This is a genomic window from Herbaspirillum chlorophenolicum, from assembly GCF_001189955.1.
Classification (GTDB): Bacteria; Pseudomonadota; Gammaproteobacteria; order Burkholderiales; family Burkholderiaceae_D; genus Herbaspirillum; species Herbaspirillum chlorophenolicum.
In genome coordinates this window covers 34,908-51,697 of the sequence record NZ_LFLT01000010.1, presented here as the reverse complement: position 1 = coordinate 51,697, position 16,790 = coordinate 34,908, and the positions used below count along the sequence as shown (strand labels likewise).

The following is a 16,790-nucleotide window of genomic DNA, read 5'->3' as shown; positions in this document are numbered from 1 at the left end:
GCGGCGTGAAATGCGGCTTAGAAAGGTTCTTAGATATCGACCGGATCGACCTCAAGCGACCAGCGCACCCGCGTCTTCACCTGCCTGAGTTCGGCCAGCCACTCCTTCAGGAAAGCCTGCAAGGCAGGGCGCGAGGGGCATTCCACCAGCAATTGCGCACGCTCGACGTTGGCCACGCGCATCATCGTCATCGGGATGGGTGCGTTGATGGTGATGGCGGGCGCCTCCAGCATGACGGCAGCCTCCTGCAGGAAGCCGATGGCCTGCTCCAGCTCACGCGCCTCGGCGCGCAGCAGCGCCTGGTACATGAAGGGCGGGAAACAGGCTTGCTGGCGCTCTTCCAGCAGCGTACCGGCGAAGCCGTCGTAGTCGTGGCGCATCACCGCCTGGTACAGCGGATGGTGCGGATAGCGGGTCTGGATCAGCACCTCGCCCGAGCTGCCGTCGGCCGACAACCCGGCGCGGCCGGCGCGGCCGGCCACCTGCATCAGTTGCGCGAACAGGCGCTCGCTGGCGCGGTAGTCGTGCGAAAACAGCGCGGTGTCAGGGTTCATCACGCCCACCAGGGTCAGTTTTTTGAAGTCGTGTCCCTTGGCCACCATCTGGGTGCCGATCAGGATGTCGACCTCGCCGCGGTGCACGCTGTCGAAGGCAATCTGGGCGGAGCCCTTCAGGCGCGTCGAATCGGCGTCGATGCGCAGCACCCGCGCCTCCGGGAAGATCGCGTGCAAGCCTTCTTCCACGCGCTGGGTACCGCGCCCCAGCGGCTGCAAGTCGATGTTGCCGCAGGTCGGGCAGGACTTGGGGATGTGCAGTTCCAGGCTGCAATGGTGGCAGCGCAGGCGGCGCTCGGGCCGATGCACCACCATGAAGGCGTCGCAGCGCATGCAGTTGCTGATCCAGCCACAGGCATCGCAGGCCAGCACCGGGGCGTAACCGCGCCGGTTGAGGAACAGCAGCGACTGCTCGCCATTTTCCAGCCGCTTGCGGATGGCGCCGATGAGCGTGGAAGTCAGCCCGTCCTGGGGCTTGTCGCGCTCCATGTCGACCACCTTGACCTTGGGCAGCACCGCCTGCTGCGCGGCGCGCTGGCGCAGCTCCAGGCGGCGGTAGCGGCCGGCCTGGGCATGCTGCCAGGTTTCCAGCGACGGCGTGGCCGAGCCCAGCACCACCGGGATGCTTAGCTGGTGCGCCCGCCACACGGCCAGGTCGCGCGCGGAATACCGCAGGCCTTCCTGCTGCTTGTAGGACGGATCATGCTCTTCATCGATGACGATGAGCTTGAGGTGAGGCAATGAAGAGAGAATGGCCAGGCGCGTGCCCAGCACAATATGCGCCTGCCCGAGGTGGGCCGCCAGCCAGCTGCGGGTACGCTCGCCCTCGGCCAGCCCGCTGTGCAGCGACACCACATTCAAGTGGGGGAAGCGCGCGCGGATATTGCCTTCGAGTTGGGGAGTGAGGTTGATTTCCGGCACCAGCACCAGGATCTGCGCGGGCGCCTCCTCCGGCGCAACAGGCTCGCCCGTTGCAGTCCTGGCATCGGCCGCACGTTTCAGGATGGCGGCAGCAGCCTGCAAATAAACTTCGGTCTTGCCGCTGCCGGTGACTCCGTACAGCAGCAGCGGCGCGAAACCCTCGGCTTGGGCGATGACGTCGACCGCCTGTTGTTGTGCGGCATTGAGCGGCGGCGCGGCGCCGAACTGCATGGGATCTGCGAGAACCTCGGCCGGTTGCGCCGGCTCGTCCGCCTGCACGATGTCGGCGGCCTTGGCCTTCGCCTTGCGCTTCTTGGGAGGCGCGGCCATCCGACCCAGCGCCTTGAGCGCCTTGTCCAGCGCCACCGTAGTCAATGCGCGCAGGTTCTTGGGCAGGCCCGGCAGCATCACCTCGCCCAACGGACGCTGGTAATAGTCGGCGGCAAACCCGCACAGCGCCAGCCAATGTGCCGACAACGGCGGCAACTGGCTGCGTACGGCAATCACATCCTTGATCTTGTCTGCGCTGAGTTCTGTCCCGGCCGCATGGCCGACCACCACACCAACCGTTTCGCGCCGCCCGAAAGGCACCACTACCAGTTGGCCGACGACGGGAATCGCCTCATCCTCCCGGCCACGCCAACAATAATCGAAGACGGTATGCAAGGGGGTATCGAGCGCGACTTGGAGGATGCACTGTTCCACGAACTTAATGTAATTCCTGAAAAACTGAGCTAACTATAGGTTTCAGCGGTATTTTTTGACCTATCCACAAATCCTGTGGATAACTTTGGGGACAAGTCGCTATTGACAGGCTTTCCACCAGACTGGAGGCGGCTTTCAATAAATTGCCCAAATCAAAAGCAAAAAAATAATTCAATAAAATCAAATACTTATATTTTCCCTTGGCGAGCAGAAAATTTATTTGCTAATTTTTTTTCAGCCGCCGTCCCAAGCTCTTCCATGTGCATAAGTCCTAAATGCACTAGACCACCGCAATCATTTGTCAAGGGTTAGTCATCGGCCATGACCCATCATTTTTCACACTTGCCCGGCCAGAACGACCGCGCGTATTTAAAGTAAAACTTCACAAGTACGCGTAAGCGGCGGTTTACTAAGCGCTTTTAAGGTTATTCACAAATCCTGTGGATAACTTTGTTGAAAAGTGCCTCTTGACAGCCTGCGAGCCCGCCAAGGCTGGGCCTTTCAATAGATTGCCCAAAAGCGGGGCAAAAAATAACATCAATAAAATCAATTACTTATAAACACAGTCCCGCCAAAGAAATTCGCATGTCGATATTAGCGATTCTTAATTAGGAGCAAGTCCAAAATGTGCATAAGTCAAAAGGACTTATCAAAAGACTCATGGCCTGCGCCATGCCGGCTCACGTTACCGCAAAGTACGGTAAATCAGGCCCGGACGTATCAGCCGCGCTCCCCGGACAACCATCAAAGCCTCATGCTGCGGCTGATTTCGTGGACTGCGCTAGCCAGTGTAGTCACCGCCTCGGGCGGGGTATGCTGGGAAATGCCGTGGCCGAGATTGAAGACATGGCCGTTGCCCGCGGATGGCTTGCCGAAGGATTCCAGCAGCTTGCGCACCTCGGTGCGGATGGCTTCGTCGCCGGCGAACAGCACGTTGGGGTCGAGATTGCCCTGCAACGCCACCTTGTCGCCGACACGGCGGCGAGCCTCGCCCAGGTTGACCGTCCAGTCCAGGCCAACGGCGTCGGCGCCGATGGCGGCGATCTGCTCCAGCCACAAGCCGCCGCCCTTGGTGAACACGATCACGGGGATGCGCGCGCCGTCCTGCTCCCGCTTCAACTGGCGTACCACGTCAGCCATGTAGGCCAGCGAGAATTGCTGGTAGATGCCATCGGCCAGGGCGCCGCCCCAGGTGTCGAAGATCATCACCGCTTGCGCGCCGGCATCGATCTGCGCGTTCAGGTAGGCCGCCACTGCAGCGGCGTTGGTCCTGAGGATGTGGTGCATCAGGTCCGGGCGGCCGTAAAGCATGCTCTTGACCAGGCGGAAGTCGTCCGAGCCGCCGCCTTCGACCATGTAGCAAGCCAGCGTCCAGGGGCTGCCGGAAAATCCGATCAGCGGCACACGGCCGTCGAGCTCGCGGCGGATTTGCGTCACGGCATCGAACACGTAATTAAGTTTGGCGAGGTCAGGCGTCTGCAGCGCCTTGACCGCCGCTTCGTCGCGCAATGGACGCTCGAACTTGGGGCCTTCGCCTTCGGCGAAATACAGCCCCAGGCCCATCGCATCCGGTACGGTGAGGATGTCCGAGAACAGGATGGCCGCGTCCAGCGGGTAACGCTCCAGCGGCTGCAGCGTGACTTCCGTGGCGTAATCGGGGTTGGTGGCCAGGCCCATGAACGAGCCGGCGCGGGCGCGCGTGGCGCGGTATTCCGGAAGATAGCGGCCGGCCTGGCGCATCAGCCACATCGGTGTGTAATCGGTCGGCTGGCGCAGCAAAGCGCGCAGGAAAGTATCGTTTTTCAGCGGAGCAAATCGGGACATGGTCGACCTGGGAAGATAGCGAACGGCAAACCTCCATTATCTCATCCAAACCGGAAAAGCCCGGCTAATTATCGGTATTGGCCTGCACCGATATTGACCTGGATCGTCGCTGCCGCACATGGCGATACTTGCTTCCTGCGCCGGATTTCTCCGCGATCAATGGCCCCGTGAAAGGCGAATCGCCCTGCGAAAGCGCAAGCATTTTTGTTATGATCGGCGGGCAACAACAAGACAAACAGGCGGCACGCCATCACTCAAAAAATCACGCGCCGCATTGCCAAAAACCCATCAGGAGACAACATGAAAAAGTTTCTCGGCGCCGCCTTGCTGGCCGCCCTCACCCTCGTTTCGCTGTCGATGCGCCCGGCCCTCGCCGCCGACGGCGACGCCAATCCATCACGCCTGGACCAGGTGATCAAATCCGGCAAGCTGCGCGTATGCATGACCGGCGACTACAAGCCGTTCACCTTCTACCGCCCCGACCAGACTTTCGAGGGCATGGATGTGGAGCTGGCCACATTGCTGGCCAAGTCGCTGGGGGTGGAAGCGCAGTTCGTGAAGACCACCTGGAGCAACCTGATGAATGACTTCATCGCCCAGTGCGACATCGCCATGGGTGGCGTCTCGATCACGCTGGAACGCCAGAAGAAGACGGCGTTCTCGGCGCCGACCATGGTGGATGGCAAGGCGCCGGTGGTGCGTTGCGCCGACAAGGACAAGTTCCGCAACTTCGACCTGATCGACCAGCCGGGCACACGCGCCATCGTCAATCCCGGCGGCACCAATGAACGCTTCGCACGGGCGCACTACAAGCGCGCGACGCTGACGCTGCATCCCGACAACGTGACGATCTTCCAGCAGATCGTCGACGGCAAAGCCGACGTGATGGTGACCGATGCCAGCGAGACCATGTGGCAGTCCAAGCTCCATCCCGAATTGTGCCCGGTCAATCCCCAACAGCCGCTGCAGTTCGCCGAAAAGGCCTACATGCTGCCGCGCGGCGATCTCGCTTTCAAGGAGTATGTGGATGCTTGGCTGCACCTGGCCAAGGCCACCGGCGAGTACCAGCAGGTTTTCGACAAGTGGCTGAAGTAAGCATGCACGCAGGCCGGCCTTGAACCTTGCCTCGTCATCCCGGCGCAGTCCGGGATGACGGCGGTGCGTTCACTCGAATTTGAGTTTCTTCAGTTCAGGCTTCGGATCCGGGAACTTGAGCTTCAACGCCTCCAGCGTCTCCAGCACGATGTTGGCGATCACCAGGTTGCGATGCGTCTTGGCATCGGCCGGCACCACGTACCAGGGCGCATGTTCCGTGCTGGTGGCGCGCAGAGCATTTTGGTAAGCCTGCTGGTAGGTATCCCAGCTCTTGCGCTCTTCAATATCCTGAATCTCGAATTTCCAGTGCTTGTTGGGATCGTCGATGCGCGATTGCAGGCGCACCTTCTGTTCGTCCTTCGAGATATGCAGGAAGAACTTGAGGATGACCGTGCCGGTCTCGCTCAGCAGCCGCTCGAAATCATTGATCTGGGCGTAGCGGCGCTTGCACTCCTTGTCGTCGATCCAGTCGTGCACGCGCGTGATCAGCACGTCTTCGTAATGGCTACGATTGAACACGACGATCTCTCCCGCCGCCGGCACCTGCTGGTGGACCCGCCAAAGATAGTCGTGCGCCAGTTCGATCGACGTCGGCGCCTTGAAGTTGGCAATACGGATACCTTGTGGATTGACACCGGCAAACACATCGTTGACCGTGCCATCCTTGCCGCTGGTGTCCATTCCCTGCAGGATCACCAGCAACTTGTGCCGGCGGCCGGCATAGAACATCTGCTGCTGCTCGCCGATGGCAGCGGCGAGGCGGCCGATCTCGGCCTTGTCCTGCTCCTTGTTGCCGGACGACAGCGGCTTGGACGAAGCGCTGCTGTCATTGATCTCCACCTTGCCGTCGGCGATGAATTGCTCTGCGATTTTTTTTGGCATGCCTGGTCCCTTCGGTTGTTGTGGGGATACCCTTGTTACGACTCGCTGCCTGCATTACCCGTGCGGCCACGCATTCAGAGCACGCCGAGGTAATTTCCCATCCGGTGCTCGATCTTGATGCACTTGTCCATGATCACCTTCAACCCGGCAGCACGGGCCTTGGCGGCGGCTTCCTCGTGAAAGATGTCGAGCTGCATCCAGACGCATTCGGCGCCGATGGCGATGGCCTCATCCACCACCGGCGGGATGTCGGACGATTTACGGAAACAGTCAACGATGGCGATGCGCAACCCTTCTTTCGCCAGCGCCGCCGCCGCTTCCTGCAAGGTGGCGTGGCAATGTTCACCCAGGATGGTCTGGCCGGCATACATGGGATTGACCGCGACAATGCGATAGCCTGCGGACTGCATATAAGCTGCGACATCGTAACTGGCTCGCACGGGGCGATTGGACAAACCGACCACGGCAATCACCGGCTTGCCGCCGGCATGGGATGAGAGTGGCTGTGCGTTGCCAGTCTGCGGCATGAAGTTCTCCTGTCTCTTTCGGTTCCGGCGATATGTGCTTGCAATGAAGAGCGCCGTTTATATTTGTCCAGACTAGCGCAATATGCGCCAACGCGCATCCATCAGCCATGCGCGCCAATGAAAAAAGGCAGCCGAGGCTGCCTTTTGACTTCTTGCTTGCGCCATTCCTTTCGGAGATGGCGATGCCGACGAATCAGCGCTTCTGACGCAACTTCTGGATCGCGGCCAATTGCGCCACAGCGGCAGCCAGTTCGGCTTGCGCAGCAGCGTAATCGATCTTCGAATCGCGATTGGCCAGTGCTTCTTCCGCCAGCTTCTTCGCTTCCGTTGCCTTGGCTTCGTCCAGGTCGGCGCCGCGGATCGCGGTGTCGGCCAGCACGGTCACGGTATCCGGCTGAACTTCCAGCAGGCCGCCCGCCACGAACACGAACTCCTCGGCTGCCTGGCCCGGCACCTTGATACGGACGGCACCTGGCTTGATGCGCGTGATCAGCGGAGTGTGGCGGGGATAGATACCCAGCTCGCCCGCTTCACCCGGCAACGCGACGAATTCAGCCTCGCCGGAGAAGATTTCCTCTTCCGCCGAAACCACGTCCACGTGAATAGTATGTGCCATGTCGTTTCCTATCCGATTGACCGCTTCCGTTCATCAGCAATGAACGGAAGCGGCGCCGAAAATCAATGAATGCTTAGTTGATCTTCTTGGCTTTTTCGATTGCTTCTTCGATCGTGCCGACCATGTAGAACGCTTGTTCCGGCAGGTGATCGAGTTCGCCGCTGGCGATCATCTTGAAGCCCTTGATCGTGTCCTTCAGCGAAACGTACTTGCCGGGCGAACCGGTAAACACTTCAGCAACGTGGAAAGGCTGCGACAGGAAACGCTGCATCTTACGAGCGCGCGCCACCAGCAGCTTGTCTTCCGGAGCCAGTTCGTCCATGCCCAGAATCGCGATGATGTCGCGCAGTTCCTTGTAGCGCTGCAGGGTACCTTGAACAGCGCGGGCTGTTTCGTAGTGTTCCTGGCCGACCACTTGCGGGTCCAGCTGGCGCGAGGTCGAATCCAGCGGATCGACCGCAGGGTAGATACCCAGCGAAGCGATGTCACGCGACAGAACGACGGTCGAGTCCAAGTGGGCGAAGGTGGTTGCAGGCGACGGGTCGGTCAAGTCATCCGCAGGGACGTACACGGCCTGGATCGAGGTGATCGAACCGGTCTTGGTCGAGGTGATACGCTCTTGCAGGCGGCCCATTTCTTCGGCCAGTGTCGGCTGGTAGCCCACGGCGGAAGGCATACGGCCCAGCAGCGCGGACACTTCGGTACCGGCCAGGGTGTAACGGTAGATGTTGTCGACGAAGAACAGAACGTCCTTGCCTTCATCACGGAAGCCTTCAGCGATGGTCAGGCCGGTCAGCGCGACGCGCAGACGGTTGCCCGGCGGTTCGTTCATCTGGCCGTAAACCATGGCAACCTTGGAGTTGGCAGGGTTTTCCAGATCCACGACCTTGGCTTCAGCCATTTCGTGATAGAAGTCGTTACCTTCACGGGTACGCTCACCAACACCGGCGAACACGGACAGACCGCTGTGCGCCTTGGCGATGTTGTTGATCAGTTCCATCATGTTCACGGTCTTGCCCACACCGGCGCCCCCGAACAGGCCGACCTTGCCGCCCTTGGCAAACGGGCACACCAGGTCGATCACCTTGATGCCGGTTTCCAGCAGCTCTTGCGATGGCGACAGTTCGTCGTAGGCAGGAGCCTTGCGGTGGATCTCAGCGGTTTGCGCGTGGCTCACCGGACCGCATTCGTCGATCGGGTTGCCCAGCACGTCCATGATGCGGCCCAGGGTCGCAGTGCCGACCGGCACGGTGATTCCATGGCCGGTGTTCGTGATGGTCAGGCCGCGGCGCAGACCGTCCGACGAACCGAGCGCAATGGTACGAACCACGCCGTCGCCCAGCTGTTGCTGGACTTCCAGGGTCAGTTCAGAACCTTCCAATTTCAAGGCATCGTAAATCTTGGGCATCGCATTGCGCGGGAACTCTACGTCCACCACAGCGCCGATACACTGAACGATTTTGCCATCAGCCATTTTCGTTCCTTCAATAGATAAAATTTAAAATCTGATTCGCATCGCTGCGTTACGTCTGCCGCTATCAGCCAACCGCGGCCGCACCAGCAACGATTTCCGACAGTTCTTTGGTGATCGCTGCCTGGCGGGTCTTGTTGTAGACCAGCTTCAGCTCTCCGATCACACTGCCGGCGTTGTCGCTTGCAGCTTTCATCGCCACCATCCGCGCCGATTGCTCGGACGCCATGTTTTCAGCGACAGCCTGATAAATCAGTGCTTCAACGTAACGCACCAGCAGCTCGTCCACCACGCTTTGCACATCGGGCTCATAGATGTAGTCCCAGGAGTGCGAACCCTCGTCAGCCTTGAGCTTGTCGCTGGTCAGCGGCAGCAATTGCTGCAGGGTTGCTTCCTGCTTCATCGTATTGATGAACTTGGTGTACACCAGGTACACCGCGTCCAGCTTGCCTTCCTGGTATGCATCGAGCAGCACCTTCACGGGGCCGATCAGCTTTTCCAGGTGAGGCGTATCGCCCAATTGCGTTACGTTGGCGGCCACGCGGGCGCCAATACGATTCAGAAAACCGAGACCCTTGTTGCCAATGGCAACGGTCTCGATTGCAAGGCTCTGGCCTTCCAGTTCACGAATCTTCGCAGTCAGCAGACGCAGCGAATTGGTGTTCATGCCGCCGCACAGACCCTTGTCGGTCGTCACGACGATGAAACCAACGCGCTTGGCGGTATCCTGCTTGACCATGAACGGATGCGTGTATTCCGGATTGGCCTGCGACAGGTTGGCCGCAATATTGCGGATCTTGTCGCTGTATGGGCGGGCAGCGTGCATCCGGTCCTGCGCCTTGCGCATTTTGGATGCCGCGACCATTTCCATCGCCTTGGTGATCTTCTTCGTATTCTCTACGCTCTTGATCTTGCCACGTATCTCTTTACCTGTAGCCACGAGTAAGACTCCTTATAGCTTCAGTAAAAATTAGTACGCGCCGGATTTTTTGAAGTCAGCGATGGCAGCTGCCAGGGCCGCTTCAGCATCCTTATCCAGTTGCTTGGTGTCTTCGATCTTCTTCAGCAGGTCAGCATGGCTGGTCTTCACGAAGTTGTGCAGACCGGCTTCGAATGCCAGGATCTTCTTCACTTCGACGTCGTCCATGTAGCCCTTGTTGACCGCGAACAGCGTGACGGCCATGATCGAGATCGATTGCGGCGTGTATTGAGCCTGCTTGAGCAGTTCAGTCACACGTGCGCCGCGATCCAGCTGCTTGCGGGTAGCTTCGTCCAGATCGGAAGCGAACTGCGCGAACGCAGCCAGTTCACGGTACTGCGCCAGGTCGGTACGGATACCGCCGGACAGGCCCTTGATGACCTTGGTCTGAGCAGCGCCACCGACGCGCGACACCGAGATACCGGCGTTGATCGCAGGACGGATACCGGCGTTGAACAGCGAAGTTTCCAGGAAGATCTGGCCGTCGGTGATCGAAATCACGTTGGTCGGAACGAAGGCAGACACGTCGCCGGCTTGTGTTTCGATGATCGGCAGTGCAGTCAGCGAACCGGTCTGGCCCTTGACTTCGCCATTGGTGAACTTCTCGACGTAGTCGGCGTTCACGCGGGCTGCGCGCTCCAGCAGGCGGCTGTGCAGGTAGAACACGTCGCCCGGGTAAGCTTCACGGCCCGGCGGACGGCGCAGCAGCAGCGATACCTGACGGTAAGCCACGGCTTGCTTGGACAGGTCGTCATACACGATCAGGGCATCTTGACCGCGATCGCGGAAGTATTCGCCCATGGCGCAACCCGAGTAGGCCGACACGTATTGCATCGCTGCCGATTCGGAGGCGGTTGCGGCGACCACGATGGTGTATTCCATCGCGCCGTGCGCTTCCAGTGCGCGCACCACGTTCTTGACCGACGAAGCCTTCTGGCCGATCGCAACGTAGATGCAGGTCATGTTCTGACCCTTCTGGTTGATGATGGCGTCGATCGCGACGGCGGTCTTGCCGGTCTGGCGGTCGCCGATGATCAGCTCACGCTGGCCACGGCCAACAGGCACCATCGAGTCGATCGACTTCAGGCCGGTCTGCATCGGTTGCGACACGGACTGACGTGCAATAACGCCCGGAGCGATCTTTTCGATCGGGGCGGTCAGCTTGGCGTTGATCGGACCCTTGCCGTCGATCGGCTGGCCCAGTGCATTGACCACGCGGCCGCACAGTTCCGGACCGATTGGCACTTCCAGGATGCGGCCGGTGCACTTGACGACATCGCCTTCGGAAATGTGCTCATACTCGCCCAGGATAACGGCACCGACCGAGTCGCGCTCCAGGTTCAGCGCCAGGCCGAACGTGTTGCCGGGGAATTCCAGCATCTCACCTTGCATCACGTCGGACAGACCATGGATACGGCAGATACCGTCGGACACGGAAATAACCGTGCCCTGATTGCGAATCTCAGCGGTATCGCCAAGGCCTTGGATCCGGCTCTTGATCAGCTCGCTGATTTCAGATGCGTTGAGTTGCATACTAACTCCTAAAAATTTTTCTTTCGCTTACGCCAGGGTCCGGCTATTCACGCGGCCAAAGCAGCATGCAGCTGCTGCAGTTTCGCGCGCACGGAGGTATCGAACACTTCGTCGCCAACCACGACACGCACGCCGCCGATCAGGCTGTTGTCCACTTCCACAGAAGGGTTCAGCTTGCGGCCGAACTTCTTCTCCAGAGTGGAAATCACATCCTTGACCTGCGCATCGCTCATCTCGAATGCGCTGACGATATGTGCATCGGCCGAACCTTCCTGGGCGTTTTTCAGCGCATGGAATTGTTCGGCGATCTGCGGCAACAGGGTCAGACGGCCGTTGTCGGCCAAGGTCTTGACGAAGTTCTGCGCTTCGATGGAAAGCGGAGTCTTCACTGCTGCGGCAAACACTTCGGCCAGCTTGGCATGCGAAACGGAAGGATTTTGCGCCAGGGCGTTGAGCTCGGGATGCGCTGCCACCTGGGCCATCTCGGTAACGAGATCGGACCAGGCTGCCAGGCTGCCTGCCTTGGCCACACGGAACAAGGCTTCGGCGTAAGGGCGAGCGATCGTTGCGAGTTCGGCCATATTACAGCTCTGCCTTCAATTGGTTCAGCAATTCGGCATGCGCCGCTGCGTTGACTTCGCGCTTCAAGATCTGCTCAGCACCCTTGACCGCCAGCGTTGCGACTTCGCCGCGCAGTTGTTCGCGCGCCTTGTTCACTTGCTGTTCGGCATCGGCTTTGGCATTGGCGATGATGCGGGCTGCTTCGTCAGCGGCCGTCTTCTTCGCTTCTTCGATGATCAGCTGCGCGCGCTTTTCGGCGTCGCCGATGCGCTTCTGGCCTTCATCGCGGGCCGACGACAATTCAGCCTGCACGCGCTTTTCGGCGGCGGCCAGATCTGCCTTGCCGCGGTCGGCGGCTGCCAGGCCGTCCGCAATCTTCTTGGCGCGCTCGTCGAGCGCCTTGATCAACGGCGGCCACACGAATTTCATCGTGAAGCCGGCGAGGATGAAGAAGACCACGAACTGCGCAATCAATGTTGCATTTAAGTTCACGGTAATTTCCTTCTCAGAATAACGAGTGCCGGAACCAATCGTCCGGCAGGGTGAGAGTGGCTATGAAGCCCGAATTACTTGGCGATGAACGGATTTGCGAATGCGAACAGCATGGCGATACCAACACCGATCAGGAACGCAGCGTCGATCAGGCCGGCCAGCAGGAACATCTTGGTTTGCAGGGTATTCATCAGTTCAGGCTGACGTGCGGATGCTTCGAGGTACTTACCGCCCATGATCGCGATACCGATACAAGCGCCGATAGCACCCAGGCCAATGATCAAACCGCAAGCCAAAGCAACGAAAGAGACATCAGTCATGACAATTCCTTAAGAAAAGTTAGTAAATACAAAAAATCAAAAAACAAACCAAAAAACAGGTACGGCAAGCCTTGTTGTTAGTGCGCTTCGTGCGCCTGGCCCAGGTAAACCAGTGTCAACATCATGAAGATGAATGCTTGGAGCAGCACGATCAGGATGTGGAAAATTGCCCAGATAGAACCAGCGATCACGTGGCCGACAAAGCCGAAAGCGGTCGCAGTCGATCCCAGCAATGCGATCAGCAGGAACAACAGTTCGCCTGCATACATGTTGCCGAACAGTCGCATGCCCAGGGACACGGTCTTGGCGGCGAATTCGATGATATTCAACAGCAGGTTGAACGGCGCCAGCCAGATGCCGAACGGTGCTGCGAACAGTTCGTGGATGAAGCCGCCGGCGCCCTTGATCTTGACGCTGTAATACAGCATCAGCGCCAGCACGCCCAAGGCGATGCCTAGGGTGCCGTTCAGGTCGGCGGTCGGCACGATGCGGTGATGCATTTCACCCATGCCGAAGAGACGGAAGATGCCCGAAGCCAGGTCGACCGGCAGGAAGTCCAGCGAGTTCATCAGGGCGACCCAGACGAACACGGTCAGGGCGACCGGCGCAATGAAGGTACGGTTGCCGTGCACGATGGCCTTGGACTGGTCTTCGACCATCTCCACCACCATTTCAACAAACGCCTGGAAACGGCCCGGCACGCCCGAGGTGGCCTTGCGGGCCGCCAGGTACATGAACAGGCAGGCGACTACACCACTGAACACGGACCAGAAGATGGTATCCACGTTCAGGATGGAGAAATCGACGATCTTGGTTTGGTGGTGCGTGGAGAAGTGTCCGAGGTGGTGGACAATATATTCGGAGGCTGTTGGCGCGTGCTCAGCGGCTTCTACGGTCATGGTCGATGTCTAAACAGTAAAATGAAATAACTCTTAAGCACCACGATGAAGCTCAGCATAAATGCGAGCCAGTTGACACCGTGATACAACCAAACGATCACGCCCATGAGCGCAAAAGTCGTAGCAATCTTGATAAATTCCCCGAAGAAAAACGTCATCGGGTTGGTACCACCAGGTTTACGTGCGCTGATGTGGAGTCGCAAGGCAAACAGGGCGTTGGGAACCACGCAGCAGATTCCGCCCAGCAAGGCGGACCACAGCGCCGGAAGTCCGCCCAGCATGCCTGCCACCAATGCAGCGACGACCGTGGTTACGAGCTGCAAAAGGATGATGCGCAGCATATATATCCAATATCGTGCATGCGCCGCACTCATTACGAGCAGACGGCAGCTTAAAAGCCCGGCGATTATAAAGGTTCGTTTTCAGGTTAGTCAAACCTTTTACAGCCAGATCACGGCGTTATCTCGGCCATTTATCAGCGAGATGTGGAAAATAGTGTACGAATTGAATTTTGCGCATTGCAACAAATTACGCGATGGGAAATTGCCGGATGGTTGCGATTTGTAGCAGCAGGAAAATCGATGATGCCCGATCGCGGCGCATTTTCACCCCGCCATCCAACCCCGTCGCACCTGCCGTAACCTGACAATCCTGTCAGCAAAGGGGTTTCCGCTCAATGTAGTCAAATTCGCCCTGACACACCAGCAGAAACTCATGAAAATTCAAGGATTTACCTGACAAGATCCCGCGCTCGCAATCAGTTGGCAAGCCACCTTGGCGCGAACAAGCCGTATGCAAGTTGTCCGACGACCAAGCTCGCTTTTATCATTTTATGCTGCAGCACAGCGTAGCCTCATGGCCGATATCCGCCCTACCGTAAAACCACGGTACCCGGGACGGCGGACAGCACCGCCAATTCAACAAAAAAAACGCCGCAGGGAACGTGCCCCGGCGGCGCCTGAAACGACGAAGAAAAGGCTGCGCGCCCAACCGCACGCGCAGCCCAGGTGCATCAGAAGTCGACCTTGGCCGACAGCACGAAGGTGCGGCCGGAGGAAGTACCGACATAGCCGTTCTGCATCACCCAATAGTTCTTGTCGAACAGGTTCTCGATGTTGGCGCGATAGGTCACGACCTGGCCGGCGGTCTTGGTGATGTAACGTGCGCCGACATCCATGCGGGTCCAGCCGGGCACCTTCAGCGCATTGGCGTTGCTGTACCACATGGAACCGGTATTGGTGACCCGGGTGTTCAGCGCCAGGCCGGCCAGCCATGGCGTATCCCAGTCCAGGCCCAGATTGAAGTTGTGATTCGGCACCGCGCCCACATCCTTGCCATCGGTCGCGCCATCGCCGGTATGCGATTGCTTGGTGTCGAAGAAGGTACCGCTGGCATTGAAGCGCAAGCCGCGCTGCAGCTCGCCGTAGGCGCTCAGCTCGAGGCCACGGATGCGTGCACGGCCATCCTGGGATGTATAGGTCGTACCGTTGATGGTCGTCGATGTGCTGTTGGCCTGTTCAATCTGGAAGACCGCGGCGGTCGTTGTCACGCGCCCCCAGTCGGCTTTCACGCCCGCCTCGTATTGCTTTGACTTATACGGAGGAAACTGCTGATTCGGGTTGCCGTCGTTTGCACCGGTGAACCCGCCCGCGCTGAGCGCCGCCGTGTAATTCGCATACACCGACAGGTTTTCCAAGGGCTTGACCACCACCGCCAGCACCGGAGAAATGGCCATTCTGTTGGAGGTCTGCGCGGCGTCAGTCAGGCTGTGCTGATAGACCTGCTGGCGACGCAGGCCGGCAATCAGGCGCAATCTGTCATCGATAAAAGACAGGGTATCGGTCAGCGCAAGGCTGGTCAGGCGGATCTGGTTCTGCGGCATCGGTTGGCCACGCACGCCTGCGGCGGCGGGAAGCGGAACCGGGTTATACAGGTTCGAGGTCACGCCAGTACTCTGGGAATCGAAGAAGTAATCCGTCTGCTGGTCGAGCATGTTCGCCCCCAGCATCAGGGTGTGCTTGATGCCGCCCGTGTCGAAGCGTGCGCGCAGGCCGACGTCGGCCGAGGTGGAAGTGACGCGCTGGTCATAGTAGCCGTTGTATAAAGTACCGGTGTCGCCGCGCACGTTCATGATGCTGGTGCCCGGCCAGCTTTGCGCCGACTCCGCCACGTGGTAACCGACCGCGCCGTAGGCGGTCAGCTTGTCGTTGATGTCATATTCCAGGCGCGTGGCGACGGCCTTGTCGTCGGATTGCAGCGTCGTGCCCGGATACAGGTTGGTCTTGCCGGAGGGTGCGGCCGGCATGGTGGCTAGGCTGCTGTCGATGCTGAACTGCGGACGGAAGTTGCGCGCATCCTCGTGCTGGGTGTACGCATCCAGGCTCCAGCGGACGCGGCCGCCGTTGTAGTCCAATGCGACCGAGCCCATGGTTTGCTGCTGGTTGCTGCCGGACAGGCCGGTATTGCCGTCGGCGTACAGCGCGTTGACCCGTATCCCCCATTCCTGGTTCTCCCCGAAACGGCGCCCCAGGTCGGCCTTCAAGCCGAACTGGGCATTGGACAGATAAGTCGCGGTCACGCTGGAAATGGGATCCTCCGTGGCGCGCTTGGGCACCAGGTTGACCGCACCGCCAATACCGCCAGCGGGCCCCATGCCATACATCAGCGTGCCCGGCCCCTTCAGCACTTCGATACGCTCCACCATCGCGATCGGCATACGGGTCAGCGGCACCAGGCCGTACAGGCCATTGAAGGCCACATCGTTGGCCGACATCGTGAAACCGCGGATCTGATAGCTATCGCCGAAGCCGCCATTGCCGTTGGTGTTGCGCACGGAGGCATCATTGGTAATCACATCGCCGATCGCGCGCGCCTGCACGTCTTCGATACCCTGGGACGTGTAGTTGGTGGTGCTGAACGGCGTATCCATCACACTGGCCGTACCGAGCACACCCAGGCTGCCGCCGCGGGCAACCAGGCCGCCGGCATAGGGCGCGGTGGGATCGGCGCTTTCGGTGACGGTGACGGTGGGCAGCACCGCGTTGCTGTTGCTGCCTGTCGTGGTGGTGGTAGCCGTCGCCATGCTGCTACCGGTCGAAGTCGGCGCAGTCTGCGCATAGGCCACTGGGGCAGCCAGCATCGGCGCCATCAGCACCAGATGGCGCACAGCGGAGGCCACGGCCTTCATGTGGAAAACGGAATTGTGTTGGCGCTTCGACGCCCGGACCTGCCCCATGATCTGACCTTTCGTTTGGACATAAGAAAATTGAAAAACCCGCTTTTGGGAAAAAGAAGCGTTCTCACTTCCAATGACTAACGAAAAGCCAAAACAGATCACCTCTGGGGAAATTTTATCCAGCGCCACGCGCACATGCAGGCTGCATTCCCTGCTGAAAGCGCAGGCAGCGCTAA

Annotated in this window: 15 protein-coding genes; 1 reads left to right on the top strand and 14 read right to left on the bottom strand. The window is 59.4% G+C overall.

Annotated features, from left to right (window positions below):
* Positions 1-29: 29 nt before the first annotated feature.
* Positions 30-2,180, bottom strand: coding sequence for a primosomal protein N' (locus AKL28_RS08725; protein ID WP_050467735.1), 2,151 nt, complete (start codon positions 2,178-2,180; stop codon positions 30-32).
* A gap of 744 nt (positions 2,181-2,924) precedes the next feature.
* Complete coding sequence (gene hemE / locus AKL28_RS08720) at positions 2,925-4,004, bottom strand: uroporphyrinogen decarboxylase (protein WP_050467734.1); 1,080 nt, start codon at positions 4,002-4,004, stop codon at positions 2,925-2,927.
* A 300-nt stretch (positions 4,005-4,304) separates the two neighbouring features.
* On the opposite strand from hemE, the gene AKL28_RS08715 reads away from it, so the two are divergent.
* The gene (locus AKL28_RS08715; protein ID WP_050467733.1) at positions 4,305-5,099 is read left to right on the top strand and encodes a transporter substrate-binding domain-containing protein; all 795 of its coding nucleotides are present in this window, start codon (positions 4,305-4,307) and stop codon (positions 5,097-5,099) included.
* A 69-nt stretch (positions 5,100-5,168) separates the two neighbouring features.
* Here the strand turns inward: AKL28_RS08715 and AKL28_RS08710 are convergent, their stop codons facing one another.
* The 12 genes from AKL28_RS08710 to AKL28_RS08650 all read right to left on the bottom strand — a co-directional run bounded on the left by AKL28_RS08710 (position 5,169) and on the right by AKL28_RS08650 (position 16,566).
* The gene (locus tag AKL28_RS08710) at positions 5,169-5,981 is read right to left on the bottom strand and encodes a polyphosphate kinase 2 family protein (protein WP_050467732.1); all 813 of its coding nucleotides are present in this window, start codon (positions 5,979-5,981) and stop codon (positions 5,169-5,171) included.
* A gap of 74 nt (positions 5,982-6,055) precedes the next feature.
* Complete coding sequence (locus AKL28_RS08705) at positions 6,056-6,508, bottom strand: CoA-binding protein (RefSeq protein ID WP_050467731.1); 453 nt, start codon at positions 6,506-6,508, stop codon at positions 6,056-6,058.
* A gap of 193 nt (positions 6,509-6,701) precedes the next feature.
* Complete coding sequence (locus AKL28_RS08700) at positions 6,702-7,124, bottom strand: F0F1 ATP synthase subunit epsilon (protein WP_050467730.1); 423 nt, start codon at positions 7,122-7,124, stop codon at positions 6,702-6,704.
* 73 nt (positions 7,125-7,197) lie between these two features.
* Complete coding sequence (atpD, locus tag AKL28_RS08695; RefSeq protein ID WP_050467729.1) at positions 7,198-8,598, bottom strand: F0F1 ATP synthase subunit beta; 1,401 nt, start codon at positions 8,596-8,598, stop codon at positions 7,198-7,200.
* Positions 8,599-8,662: 64 nt separating this feature from the next.
* Positions 8,663-9,535 carry a F0F1 ATP synthase subunit gamma gene (atpG, locus tag AKL28_RS08690; RefSeq protein WP_050467728.1) on the bottom strand — a complete coding sequence of 291 codons (873 nt, stop codon included), beginning with the start codon at positions 9,533-9,535 and terminating at the stop codon, positions 8,663-8,665.
* Between the two features lie 30 nt (positions 9,536-9,565).
* Positions 9,566-11,107, bottom strand: coding sequence for a F0F1 ATP synthase subunit alpha (atpA, locus tag AKL28_RS08685; RefSeq protein WP_050467727.1), 1,542 nt, complete (start codon positions 11,105-11,107; stop codon positions 9,566-9,568).
* Between the two features lie 47 nt (positions 11,108-11,154).
* Complete coding sequence (locus AKL28_RS08680; protein ID WP_050467726.1) at positions 11,155-11,688, bottom strand: F0F1 ATP synthase subunit delta; 534 nt, start codon at positions 11,686-11,688, stop codon at positions 11,155-11,157.
* 1 nt (position 11,689) lies between these two features.
* On the bottom strand, positions 11,690-12,160 hold the full coding sequence (locus AKL28_RS08675; protein WP_050467725.1) for a F0F1 ATP synthase subunit B: 471 nt from the start codon (positions 12,158-12,160) through the stop codon (positions 11,690-11,692).
* A gap of 74 nt (positions 12,161-12,234) precedes the next feature.
* Positions 12,235-12,480, bottom strand: a complete 246-nt coding sequence (gene atpE / locus AKL28_RS08670) for a F0F1 ATP synthase subunit C (protein WP_006461334.1) — start codon at positions 12,478-12,480, stop codon at positions 12,235-12,237.
* A 77-nt stretch (positions 12,481-12,557) separates the two neighbouring features.
* Complete coding sequence (gene atpB, locus AKL28_RS08665) at positions 12,558-13,379, bottom strand: F0F1 ATP synthase subunit A (RefSeq protein ID WP_050467724.1); 822 nt, start codon at positions 13,377-13,379, stop codon at positions 12,558-12,560.
* A complete protein-coding gene (locus AKL28_RS08660) occupies positions 13,376-13,720 on the bottom strand; it encodes an ATP synthase subunit I (RefSeq protein WP_050467723.1) in 345 nt (114 codons plus the stop codon). The genes atpB and AKL28_RS08660 overlap by 4 nt, the downstream gene beginning before the upstream one ends.
* A gap of 671 nt (positions 13,721-14,391) precedes the next feature.
* Positions 14,392-16,566, bottom strand: coding sequence for a TonB-dependent receptor (locus tag AKL28_RS08650; protein WP_414735693.1), 2,175 nt, complete (start codon positions 16,564-16,566; stop codon positions 14,392-14,394).
* Positions 16,567-16,790: the final 224 nt, after the last annotated feature.